The organism is Streptococcus mitis (assembly GCF_047463435.1).
Classification (GTDB): Bacteria; Bacillota; Bacilli; order Lactobacillales; family Streptococcaceae; genus Streptococcus; species Streptococcus mitis_DS.
Window position 1 is genome coordinate 104565 of sequence record NZ_JASHDW010000008.1, and the last position, 12900, is coordinate 117464.

Here is a 12900-nt window from a genome sequence, read left to right on the forward strand (position 1 = left end):
ATTATATCTCTATGTTCTTAATTTTATCAACTAAATCCTTTGGCATGTCTACAGAAAAAATGCCGTCATAGTTCTCATCATTATTACTTTTACGTGTTGTTTCAAAAGCAAAGACTTTCATTCCTCTTTCTCTGGCTCTCGTAACTACATTCAGGACTTCTTCACCCATATTAATATCCAAATAAATGCTAGAATCATCCAATAGCCAATCAATTCTTTGATGAAGCACAGATTGATACAAAGTCATATTGGAATAGACGGATAATTTAGTCAAATCTTTATTACAATAAACAGGAGCTGCAACATGAAAATGCCAATCAGGCAACTGTTGTAATAAATACTCTAAATGTTTTACATCTGCACTCCAAGTTACCAGCATCGCTTGTTTTTTAGATTGATTGCTTCTTTCAAAATAATTTAAATTAGAACGTTGAAAAGCGATTTCCGACCAATCCAAATCTCTATATGTCCACCATAATTCACGCAGTCTAGATATACTATACGTATTCCATGGTTTATCATGACTAGCAAAATGAACAACTACTGGCAGACTATCCTCTAAGCGTTCATATTTCTGAATAAGATTGGAGATGTCGACACCAACCATATAATTATAAGTTTTATCTAATTCTAGCCAATTATTTTCAAAGTAAATATTTAGAATACTCTGGTCCGCAAGATGAACAATTGAATGTTTTTCTGCTGCTAATTCCAACAAATTATTAACAATAGAATACTCTTTCCACTTTGCGACATTCATTAGCAAAACTCCAGCATTAAATCCAGACGTTCGTCCCTCGTAAGCATAATAATCATCAACAGCTCCAATAGAATATCCTTGAAAATCAATTTCAAACAAAGGGCTTAAGTCCCCTGTCACAATTAAATCTGAATCAATATATAATATTCTATCCGCATCAACAACTTCTGGCGCAAAAAAACGAAAATAGGTGGCATAATTTATATGAGGTCCTGTTTTATAGCCTTCAAAAATCTCTTTATCAATGTATATATTTTTAATAGTAGAATTTACTACTTCCATTTTCTTGCCAAGTAATTTAAACCATTCAGGAGCTATATCATTATTTAGAATATAAAAATCAACATCCTTATTATGATACAAAACAGATTTAATAGTCGTTTCTAAAGGAATTAGATAAGCATTATCTGCCACTAATACAATCGTTTTTCTCATATTTTTCTTTCCCTCATATAAAATTTGATAGCTTCTACTAAGTCTTCAGGTTTTTTCGTTGAATATATACCTGCATATGCGTTCTCAGAAAGCTCATGCCAGTACGTATTTTCAAAAGCTAACATTGGTTTTTTATGCTTAGCTACAAACTCATATGCATCTTCTAATTTTCTATCATGATTTAAATCCAAGTAAAGATCCGAATTAATTACTATTTGTTCCAATAACATTGGTAAAGAATTTGGATATACGGTAACATTAGGAAAACGTGTTAAAGCTAGTAGTTCATTGGCCATATTTGTATAAGCAACAATATGAAAATGAACATCTGGCAATTGCTCCGCTAAATAATCTATTTTCTCGACACACCAAGAATTCGTTAAATTAACACATTGTAACTTAAATATTGGTGATTTACTAGGATACTTCACACCTTTTGAAAACCATTCATTCAGAATAAAAGACCAATCCATTAAAGAATATTCCCACCAAATTTCTCTTAGACGTCCAACAGAAAATTGGTTCCATGGTTTATCCTGAGAAATATAGTGCAAAATCACTGGCAATGGATCTAATGGAATATCAAAAATAAATTGATGCTTAAAAGCCGCTGCTCCATAATCAAATCCTATTTGAAAATTATATTTATCTTCAAGGAAGCTAACTTGATCTTTAAACAACATATTTAAAATTGATTGATCCCCTTCATTAACATTCTCATGTTCTCTTTCTGTTAATTCAATCAATTGTTGTCGAATATTTTCAGACTTCCATTTTTTATTGTTAATCAGAAGAACACCTGCATTAAATCCAACACCTACTCCAAAGCAAGAACGAGCTGCCGCCAGATAATTTTCACCCAAATCAAATTCAAATAAGGGTGTCAAATCGCCTGTTACAACTAAATCACTATCAAGATAGAGCACTTTATCTTCTTTAACAAAATCTGGAATAAAATAACGTGCAAAGGTCATGTGATTAATATGTGGTAATTTATTTGACCAGTTCATTTGAAACTGTTGCCCTATCAACTTGCAATCAATCAAGTCGCCCCCAATCTCTTGTACATACATCCTTAATTCACTGAACCATTCTTGGGGAATGTCTTGGTTTAGTACATAAATTTTCACATGACTATTATGCCTACAAAGTGACTTCATAGCCGTTTCTATTTGTCGAATATAAGCATAATCTCCTGCAAATACTACAGATTTCTTATCTTGTAACATTTTTTCATCTTTCTATCTTAATTTTCAGTTATATTTATTACCATTCAATAAATAGTCTAACATTTCTAAACGTCTTGTTTCCACATTTTCCTTAAGTTCTCGTTGAATTGCAATCTCATGACGATATCTCAAATAGAACTTCATTTGATCTAAATATTTACTAACATCATATCCTTTTAGCGCTAGCATGGCAATTCGTTCTAACCTAAAATCACAATCATCACGCATCATCTTAGGTGAATAAGAATTAGAAAGTCCTTCTTTCCCAATTCTATACCAATACAAAACTTTGTTAATATAGGTTATCTTCTCGACCTGCATAAATAGTTTATAATTAGTTCCTATATCCTCACACAACCGACCAAACGGGAACTGAACTTCTTGAAATAATTCTCTATTAAATAAAATTCCCCAAGAAGTTAAAAAACTCATATCATACCCCTCTAATAACGGAAGTTCTTCCAATAGAATTTTTGAATCATAATTTTTTACATAATAATCTGATTCAAAAACGTGAGTATAGAATAACCCGTCTGACTCATTATAGGTTGAATAAGTTGAAACAACAATTTCAGAATGCTCCTTCTTCAAAGTTTTTATAAGAATTGATAAATACTCTTCAGTAACCCAATCATCTGAGTCTACAAATGTAATATAATCTCCTTTGGATTTCTCGATTCCAAAATTACGTGCATCCGAAAGTCCCCCATTTTCTTTTTTAAAATAGTGAAAACGACTATCTCTACTAGCATATTTTTGACAAATCACTCCTGAATTATCTGTAGAACCATCATTTATCATTAAAACTTCAAAATTTTGATAAATCTGTTTCGATAAACTGTCTAAGCAACTAGAAATAAATGGTTCTACATTATAAACCGGTACTATAACACTTATTAAATCTTCCATATTTCTCTCTATGATAAATCAACTAAAATCTGGCTATTATAAGTTTCATCCTCAATAAATTCAATATCCTGATCAAAATTATGTTCTGCGGTATGTTTATGATGAAATTTAACTTTTGTTTTAGCTCCCATTTTCATCCACTCATATTCTGAATCAATATGCCCTACATCCAGAACTTGGTACCCCATCTGACATAAGTTATAACTTAAAACCTTTGCTGTAGGCCCAAGCATACATAAAATAAGTCTTCCTTCAGCATGTTTAATAATTTCATCTTGAATCTTATCGACGATGGAATAAGCATTATGAGATGGACAAATAATCCTCTTCACAGACTTGGCCTTATCAAATAAATCATTTCCAACACCAGAGCGAGATGTAATCCCTTCTACAATCAGAATGTCTCTATTCGCCCATATGCTCTTTAACTTTTCAAATTGTCCTTCTGCTTTACTCTTATCTTCATAATCAATGTATGGACGTGAGATAAATGTAGAGCCGTACCATGAACCTTTACACAACTCTTTATAAAAATCCATATAAACATTCATATGTTCTTTCCAGAATGGTGTAGCCCACCAAGTAAAGACAAAACGATCTTCAAAAGCATCAGGTAAGCAAACAACTAATTTTTCATTACTTTGCAACCCCACAATATGCTTTAATTGATTAGCCAATTCAATATCATGATTTTGATAAGGTATCGGCCAGCCCCACATCAAATTGACTTCTCCGTCTCCAAAGCGGACTAATGAGGACTTATTTTTGATAACATAATCCAGAGTCTGATCAATTCCGATAACTTTAATTGGCTTCTCTGGTTCTCCCAAAGTCTCTCCTTTTATCAATGTATGAAGTGCTTGAAGAAACCTTTCTGGATGCTCACTTGAATATAAATGCTGACCATGATTACCATTTTGTGAAATATAAAATGCCAGCATTGGTTTATTTAATAATGCAATCTCTTTAACAACCTCACTAGTGGAATTGTGAAGATTGATATCTAAATAAACATCCATTTGAGATTTGAGCTGTTCAAATTGATCACTTTTCACTTCAGGATATAGCTTAACATTTTTATATTTTTTCGATAGTTCTTGTAACATTGGTCCCATAACTGTCCAAGCTGCTATATGGAACGTTACCATAGGAAAATTCTCTACAAGATAATCTATTTTTTCTAATTCTTGAGAATTTGTCAGAGTTAAGCAATGAAAATTACTACCTGCATAACAACTTAGGAATCTTCCATCTCTACGATAATCTTTAACTGCTTGAACCATTACTGAAACTTCATCCTTTTTGAATACTAGTTGACTAGTATTCCCATGTTCAATCGTATCAAATGATAGAATTGGCTTCTCTAACAGCTTCATATCTTCTAAGATAGTCCCTGCTACATGACTATAGTTAATATCCAAATATAAATCTACACTGCTCTTCAACTTGTCTAATACGGGTGGAACAATCTGAGGATGTAATCTCACATTATCATGTACAGCTAATTTTTTTAATTTATCTCCCATATCCGTCCAAGCCGCGATATGAAATACCACATCTGGTAGAGCTGTGACTAGCTCTTCTATTCCTTCTAAATCTTGGGAATTCGTTAAGGTTAAACAAGAAAATTCTTTATCTAAAGACGATGTCAGTTCAAACTCCCCTATATGATGTTGTAAAATTTGGCTCCACTCCAAATCATGGAATTCCCACCATAAATCACGATAACGATTGGCTATCAAGGTAGTCCAAGGTTTTCTGTAGGTCGTAAAATGAATCACCACTGGTTTATCATTAAAAGCCAGATGTTCCTGCCAATTATTATACAAAGCCACCACATCATGTCCTACTTGTAAATTATAAGCTCTATCTAGCTCTGACCAATCATCTTGTAAGACCTGATTGAAAATCGTTTGATCACCATTAAAATGCTCAAAACAGCCTTCTTCAACTTCCCTAATTGTTACAATAGACTGTTCAATTAGCCGTTCTTTTAGTTTCTCTTGGCGCCATTTTTCATTATTAATTAATAAAACACCTGTATTGAAACCTTGACCATTTACGTCTCTAATCGCTGCGATATAATAATTTTGTATGTCCTGCTCAAATAGATTATCTAATTTGTCATTGACAAGTAAATCACAATCTAAATACAAAACCCTATCTTCTTGTATATAATCCGGAATAAAATATCTAGCATAAGCAATTACACTAATATGTTCCTGTTTAGCCCACTTCTGAAAATCAGCCTGTTCTGGCAACTTCACATCAATAATATCACTACCTAACATGCGAGCTATTTTTCGCGGCTTGCGAAACCAATCTGGCATGATATCTTGATTTAAAATATAAATCTTAACATCTCGATTGTGATATAGAATAGATTTTATAGTTGTCTCTAACTGTGTAGTGTAATTACGATCACCAGCTAATACAATTGTTTTCATCATTTGTTCCCTCAATAAACTCCTAAGTGATAGATTGCATCTACCAATAACTTTTTAGTAAAATAGCCCTCTTTTAGCAAATAACTAAAGTTTTTTATCCGATTCGTCATTTCTTGATACTCTTGTAGATTCATTTTATCAACTATCTCATGAACCTCTTCTAGGCTATCTGCCACAAAGCCCAAGCCTTGATCTACTATAAATTTAGCAGTTGATAAGCTACTTGGCACAATGACTGGTATTCCAGCTGTTAGATAGGTACTAACCTTATGAGATATATTTAAGGTATAGTATTGATTACTTTCTCCATCATTTTGATGAGTTCCCCAGACAAGACCAAATCCACCTTTTGATAATTCTAGCAATAGTTCCTCATCTTTTTTCCATCCTTCAATGCTAAGATTTCTAGCACTAGAACTAGCCTCTCCTTTATTTGAAAATACTCTTAAAGACGTATCTTGAGACCAATTTTGTAAATCAGGAAAACGCTCTAAACTTCCAGCAAAAAAGAGTTCTTTTTTAAAAGATGGGGTGTATAAGGATAAATCATGAGGATGATCCCACATACCTTGAACGAGAATCTTCTTAGTTGTCAATCCTTCTTCAATCAGGCGTGCTTTCATTCTCTCTGACGGTACTATCAAAACATCTGATAGATTATACATATACATATATTCCTTCATAAGATAATAGTTACTATCAAACATGAGAGGAACAACATCATGGATAAAGCAAATAATTTTCACCTGCATATCCTTCAGCTTATCAAACAAGACTCGATCAAACTCAAAGCCATTCCAAGTAGGAGACTGAAAGACTAAGATATCACCAATAGAAATACTGGCCATAATGCCATCCATACGCTTATTCATTTCGGATGGACTATCTGAAGCAATATTGTAAAAATAAATACCAACTTCTCTAAATCCTAGCTGACTTGCTATTTTTTGCACGGCATTTTGGGCAAGAATAACAGTACTATCACCTGCCATACCGTATAGATTTGTTAAATGTAGTTTCATATTATATTATCTCATTTTTTATTAATATTTACGGAAGTAAAGACAATTTTCCATCATTCTTCTATAAATCTCCATAGACTGCATATTTTGTTCTTCTAACTTCACTATCACTCTTTGTAATCTACTTTTATAAACCAAAATATGATTGGTCAAGTCATAATCTAAACTTGCTAAAATAGCTAGCTTTTCTTCCCTAGCCTCGATTTCATCATATATACGTTTTTCACTCCATGTATTCGATAAAGTATTATTCAAACCAACACGGTACCAGTAAACACAACGATTCAAATAGACTACCTTAGAAGCTCTTAGAAGTACCTTCCATGTCCAGTAAGTATCCTCTGCAATTTTACCTATAGGAAATGGTGAATCTTGTAGCAACTATCTCTTGAATAACTTCAAGTAAGCTACAGTCCAATTCCCATTTCTCATTTCTTCAACACCTTCTCTATTAATGATTTCTTTTCCTTCTATCACTTCAAGAGAATCCTCTAGATTCGAGTCATAAAACAAATATTGGCAACGCGATTCATCATAACAATTATAACGTCCGATACTAATATCTGCATGTTCCTTTTTCAAAGCATCATGTAACAGATACAATCCATCATTTTCCAACCAATCATCAGAGTCTACAAAAGTAATGTATGCCCCTGTCGAATGTTCAATTCCAAAATTTCTTGCTGAAGATAAACAACCATTTTCTTTTTCAAAATAACGGAAACGAGCATCTTTAGCAACATATTCTCTACAGATATCTGCTGAATTATCTGGAGAACCATCATTTATTAATAAACACTCAAAATTTTGATACGTCTGATTCTGAATGCTATCCAAACACATTCGCAAATAATTCTCAACGTTGTAGATTGGAACTACAATACTGATTAACTCATTTTACATTAATTTCTTCTCTTAAAAATGTGCGAATAGCATCTACCATCTTGTCTGGTTCAGTTGATGAAAAAATTTGACTAATTCCTTTGCTATCATGACTAGTATTATCAAAACCAAAGATTGGCTTATTGCGTCTACAGATTTCTTCTATAATGTTGACAATCTCTCCTTCATGGTTAATATCAAGATAGAAATCAATCTTATCTAAGGTTTCTTTCATATTCAAAGAATTAAAGTTTGGAAAAAGTGAAAGATTCAGATATCTCTGTAAATCAACAACAGAGGGAGCAAAATTTGTATGCGCCAAGACCGTAAAGTGCACTTCCGGCAATTCCGATAGGAGATATTCCAAGGACTCCATTGCGGCACTATTTGTAAAAATACAAGTATGATATAAGGGAGCACCCACTAACTCCTTAAAAGATCGTTTGGTGATATCTGTATCTAACAATATATCGTTCCAGTTCAATCCATAATAAAACCACCAGAGTTTACGAAAACGTGTTAAAGTTAGATGAGTCCATGGTTTATAAGCTGTAGTATAATGGACAATCTTAGGCTCGTAATTTCCATAATAGTTGGATTGATACCAATCAGTATTACCTCTTAAATGTAAAAACTGATCTAAACCAACCATGAAATTATACTCTTTGTCCAAATGTAACCACTGGTCACCGAAATACATATTGAGAATCCCTTGGTCTCCATAGACATGTTCATGGTGTTGGGCAGTCAACTCTAGCAGACTTTGTGTCAAACGATTTTCTCGCCATTTCTTTGTATCAATCACCATCACACCTGAATTAAAGGTTGTTAACCAACCACTCTGATCAAAATCCTGAACAGCTGCGATAGCATAGCCCTGTAAATCCAAGTAGAATAAGTCATCTAGTTTTGCATTGACAATCGTATCCGAGTCTAAATATAGAACCCTATCTTCTATAACTTCATCTGCAATGAAATATCTAAAGAAAGCCGCATATGACAGGATTGCATTCGGCAAGTGGAAATCGCGAAGATTATGAGCTGTTTTTTTGACATTGACAATCTCAGAACCAATAATCTTCAAACGATTTCTCATCAACAAAAACCATTCACTAGGCAAATCGTCATTAAACACATAAAATTTCACTTCATGATTATGAACCGATACTGACTTTATCACGGTTTCTACCTTATCAAGGTAATGAATATCAGCTCCAAGAGCAATAACTTTTCTATACATTCTTATCTCCCGACTTTTTCATTTTATAAACAAATCATCTATTTCACCAACTGAAAAAACGTGCTTTCTATATCATAAAAATGAAATGATTTTTAAAAAAACTTAATTTCTACTTTTTAGGATGTTGATTTTTATTTCTGTTTCATTGACATTACAGTACCCATTTCTTTGATGATATCTTTTTTATTTCTAAATATATATGTTGAATCAAAAAATCTTCAAATCAATTATACTATGAATAAGATTGCTTTCGTGTTATGAAAAATTTACAACTATCTACTTATAGGTTCAGCATTCTCAAATATATTAAAGCTTCACCATCAAGATATCCTCTGAAGTCATGCTTAGTTTTCTTCCAACCTTAGAGAGTTTCATTTAACTTGATTTTATATTACTCATTAAACTCTCATCTTTACACAAAGATTTCCATCATTATAAACCACACTGTTTGCTGGGATATCATTACGAACAAGACAACCCGCCCCAATAATTGTATTATCTCCAATGGTCACTCCTTTTAAAATCGTGACATTACTTCCTATCCAGCAATCTCTTCCAACTCTAATCGGAGCCGTAGTCCACTGCCACTTTTCAATTTTTTCGGCAGTATAAACATGGTCGTGATCATAAAAACGAACACCCTCTCCCATCATGGTACCTGCTCCGATTTCAATTCTTTCCATACAGTTAAAACTACAAGAGTTATTGATAAAGACACCATCATGCAGTATTAACTTACCAGAAGGAAGATGAAAATTTTCAAAATTTCTACAGATTACGTTAGGTCCAACAATGAAACTAGCCTTATCTTTTATTTGAAATACATTCCAAGTCCCATCTTGGATAATTTTTTCTTGATGATTGACTCCCACTCTGACCTCATTCAGATACTCTCTCACTCTAGAAACCAATTTATCCGGGTTGCTTGATAGAAAAACTTCCTGGCCCTGATTTCCATGGACTGTATTGTCAAAAGCAAAGACCCTTTTACCAGCTTGCACAAATTTAGAAACAATAGAATCGACTTCTTGAAAATGATTGATATCTAATAGGATATCGCACATGTTCACTAGAAAGTTTAACTGTTGTTCATTTGTAACTGTTAGAAGCCGGACATTGTATTTAGTTTCTAAACTACGAATTTTATCTGAAAACTGTACAGGAGCTGCAATATGAAAACAGATATCTGGCAAGTTATCTAGGAGATAATCTAACTGCTCAATCTGATCACTGACAGTCAAAATCAGGACATCACCTAATATATGTCTTTTCTTCATTGTCTTATCTCTCTTAATTTTTCAATCATTGTTTGAACTTGGTCAACAGCATATACCTCCTGTCCTACTTCGTAGGATTTGGTGTTTTCAAAGGATAAAATAGGCTTCCCAAGCTTAGCAAATTTATTTAGAATCTCTTCTGTCTTTTCTCCATGATTAATATCTAAAAGCACTTGACAAGTATTCACCAATTCAGTATCGACATCTAACAAATAATGGATACCGTTAAAAATAGTCACGTTTGGATAAACTGTCATCTGGGCTAATTTATCACTGACCATTACTCTAGCTGCTATCTTAAACTGAATGTCTGGTAAGGATTGAATTAAAGTTTCAATTTGTTCAATATAATCTGAAGCAGTATAAATTAAACAAGTGAAAGGTTCTTTTGTAGGATAGATATGAGACTTTTGTAACGGATGTAAATGATAATTTTGGCCCAATTCTGTCCATTCTAGGTTATGGTAATACCACCAAACATCACGATAGGTTTGCGCTGCCAAATCTTTCCACGGTTTTCTATGTGAAAGATAATGAATAATACCAGGATAATTCTGACCTGAAGGTAATTGATAATCAGTGAACTGCTTATGAATGACAATATGATTATAATCGAAGTTCAATTCCAGCCATTTATGTTCAAAAAGCATATTCAAGATACTCTGATCAGCCTGATCCACTTTATCATGCCATTCATTGGTTAAGTAAATCAGTTTTTGAGTCATATTCTCTTTTTTCCATATAACATTATTAATCAAGAGAACACCTGCATTAAAGATTTCTCGACCGAAATAGGCTTTTCCCCCGAAATCTCTAACAGCAGCCAAAGGATAATCTTGTAAGTCTGTAGCAAATAAATCATCTAGATTTTTCGTTACCAATAAATCGCAGTCTAAATAAAGAGCTTTGTCTTCTTTCACGAAATCAGACACAAAATAACGCAAAAAAACAGTATAACTAATATCAGTTTTATAACGCGAAATTTGCTCAGATGTGACCCGACAATTGATAATTTCTGAATCAAACTTTTCTAAGCGCTTATTTAATTGCTTGATCCATTCATTTGGGAAATCGCTATTAATCAGATAAAAACGAATCGAACGATTATGATAACAAATAGACTTGATAGTCGTTAAAACTTGGTCCACATAGCCATAGTTTGCTGCTAGTACAACGGCTTTCTTTTCACTTGACTCTTGTATCGATAACTGATTTAAAAGAGTTCTTTTCATTTCAAACTCTTTATACGTTGCTGTATCAGATAAGCCACTGACTTGACCATTTGCGAGACTAACTTCCAGCATCTGACGATAAACTGCTAAGTGTTTCTCAAGAGGATAACCCATGTTAGCTAATAGAGTAATACGTTCAGACATAGCATCAACTAAGGCGTGCATCCACTTCTCTGTCCAAGTTTTTGTAATACTCCCACTTCTCTGGCGATATGCGTACAGTCCTTGATTTATATAGATTACTTTTTGAATCAATAAATATAGTTTTTGATTCATATACCCATCTTCACCGAGTTTACCTTTATCAAATCGAATATGATCGAACAACCTCGCTTTATAGAGTTTACCCCAGGCAGATATTAAAGAAAAACTCTTCATTTGTTTTGACTCATATAAATTTTCAAAAACTGAGATATTATCATATATTCTTTCGTAATAAGAATCACCATTTATATGGAAGTAATACATACCCTCATCTTCATTGTAGGAATAGTAATTCCCAACTGAAATATCTGCTTGATACTCTGTCAATTTATTGTATAAAACTTCTACATAATCTTGCTCAATCCAGTCATCCGAATCAACAAAAGTTACATAGGATCCAGTCATTCGATCCAAACCTGCATTTCGTGCATCAGATAAACCACCGTTTTCTTTTTCAATATAAATAATCCGATTATCTTTTTGTGCATACTCTTGACAAATTGTTCCTGAATTATCTGTAGAACCATCATTGACAACAATAATTTCAATATTTTTATATGTTTGTCTTATTACACTATCCAAACATTTATCTAGGTAATTTTCAACATTATAAACTGGTACAATTACTGTAATTTTTTCAGTCACGAAACCTCTCTCCTTTCCTAATATTATAACATTTTTTACCCTGTTTTTCAGCTTCTATTCACTTTAATATCAAAAAAATCCCCTGGATGAGTTTTCATCCAAGGGATTCTTCATAAATCGAGATAATAATACTTTCTATATATTTTTAATCCGATTATTCTTCGTCATCACGTTTACGGCGTTTCGCAAACATACCTAGACCAGTCACGGCTGCCAAAGCTCCAAGGAGTACAGATGATTTGGAAGCTTCTGTACCTGTATTTGGCAATTGCTGTCTTGACTTACCTGCTGATTCTGATGGTGTTTCAGAAGATAATGTGTCTGCTGACTCAGACGCACTTGTTGATGCTGATTCTGATGCGCTTGTGCTTGCTGATTCTGACGCACTTGTTGATGCTGACTCAGAAGCGCTTGTTGATGCCGATTCAGAAGCCGATGTGCTTGCTGATTCTGATGCACTTGTTGATGCTGACTCAGACGCACTTGTTGAGGCTGACTCAGAGGCACTTGTTGATGCTGATTCTGATGCGCTTGTTGACGCTGATTCTGACGCACTTGTTGAGGCTGACTCAGAAGCGCTTGTTGATGCTGACTCAGAAGCTGATGTGCTTGCTGATT

The 12900-nt window shown here is 33.5% G+C and carries 9 protein-coding genes and 1 pseudogene; all 10 read right to left on the reverse strand.

All coding sequences use genetic code 11. From position 1 onward, the window contains the following. Position 1: 1 nt before the first annotated feature. Entirely contained in the window at positions 2–1195 is a 1194-nt protein-coding gene (locus QM843_RS06435; RefSeq protein WP_265479133.1) for a glycosyltransferase family 8 protein, read from the reverse strand. Further along, positions 1192–2424, reverse strand: coding sequence for a glycosyltransferase (locus QM843_RS06440; RefSeq protein WP_261128241.1), 1233 nt, complete (start codon positions 2422–2424; stop codon positions 1192–1194). The genes QM843_RS06435 and QM843_RS06440 overlap by 4 nt, the downstream gene beginning before the upstream one ends. Positions 2425–2448: 24 nt before the next feature. Next, positions 2449–3333 carry a glycosyltransferase family 2 protein gene (locus QM843_RS06445; protein WP_261128240.1) on the reverse strand — a complete coding sequence of 295 codons (885 nt, stop codon included), beginning with the start codon at positions 3331–3333 and terminating at the stop codon, positions 2449–2451. Between the two features lie 8 nt (positions 3334–3341). Then, positions 3342–5783 (reverse strand): SP_1767 family glycosyltransferase, encoded by a 2442-nt coding sequence (locus QM843_RS06450; protein ID WP_261128239.1) that lies wholly within the window; start codon positions 5781–5783, stop codon positions 3342–3344. A gap of 8 nt (positions 5784–5791) precedes the next feature. Further along, positions 5792–6802 (reverse strand): sugar transferase, encoded by a 1011-nt coding sequence (locus QM843_RS06455; protein WP_261128238.1) that lies wholly within the window; start codon positions 6800–6802, stop codon positions 5792–5794. Between the two features lie 28 nt (positions 6803–6830). Continuing rightward, a pseudogene (locus QM843_RS06460) lies at positions 6831–7645 on the reverse strand (glycosyltransferase family 2 protein). Positions 7646–7694: 49 nt separating this feature from the next. Continuing rightward, entirely contained in the window at positions 7695–8924 is a 1230-nt protein-coding gene (locus tag QM843_RS06465; RefSeq protein WP_261128236.1) for a glycosyltransferase family 8 protein, read from the reverse strand. A gap of 398 nt (positions 8925–9322) precedes the next feature. After that, on the reverse strand, positions 9323–10201 hold the full coding sequence (locus tag QM843_RS06470; RefSeq protein ID WP_261128235.1) for a DapH/DapD/GlmU-related protein: 879 nt from the start codon (positions 10199–10201) through the stop codon (positions 9323–9325). Continuing rightward, positions 10198–12282 carry a glycosyltransferase gene (locus tag QM843_RS06475; RefSeq protein ID WP_265479131.1) on the reverse strand — a complete coding sequence of 695 codons (2085 nt, stop codon included), beginning with the start codon at positions 12280–12282 and terminating at the stop codon, positions 10198–10200. Before QM843_RS06475 ends, QM843_RS06470 begins: the two co-directional genes overlap by 4 nt. A gap of 154 nt (positions 12283–12436) precedes the next feature. Further along, on the reverse strand, positions 12437–12900 hold a 464-nt coding region (locus tag QM843_RS06480; RefSeq protein WP_414304614.1), incomplete at its 5' end, for an LPXTG cell wall anchor domain-containing protein.

Coding starts and splice junctions, on each gene's coding strand:
- QM843_RS06435 (WP_265479133.1), bottom strand. CDS start 1,195: ATGAGAAAAACGATTGTATTAGTGGCAGATAATGCTTATCTAATTCCT.
- QM843_RS06440 (WP_261128241.1), bottom strand. CDS start 2,424: ATGTTACAAGATAAGAAATCTGTAGTATTTGCAGGAGATTATGCTTAT.
- QM843_RS06445 (WP_261128240.1), bottom strand. CDS start 3,333: ATGGAAGATTTAATAAGTGTTATAGTACCGGTTTATAATGTAGAACCA.
- QM843_RS06450 (WP_261128239.1), bottom strand. CDS start 5,783: ATGATGAAAACAATTGTATTAGCTGGTGATCGTAATTACACTACACAG.
- QM843_RS06455 (WP_261128238.1), bottom strand. CDS start 6,802: ATGAAACTACATTTAACAAATCTATACGGTATGGCAGGTGATAGTACT.
- QM843_RS06465 (WP_261128236.1), bottom strand. CDS start 8,924: ATGTATAGAAAAGTTATTGCTCTTGGAGCTGATATTCATTACCTTGAT.
- QM843_RS06470 (WP_261128235.1), bottom strand. CDS start 10,201: ATGAAGAAAAGACATATATTAGGTGATGTCCTGATTTTGACTGTCAGT.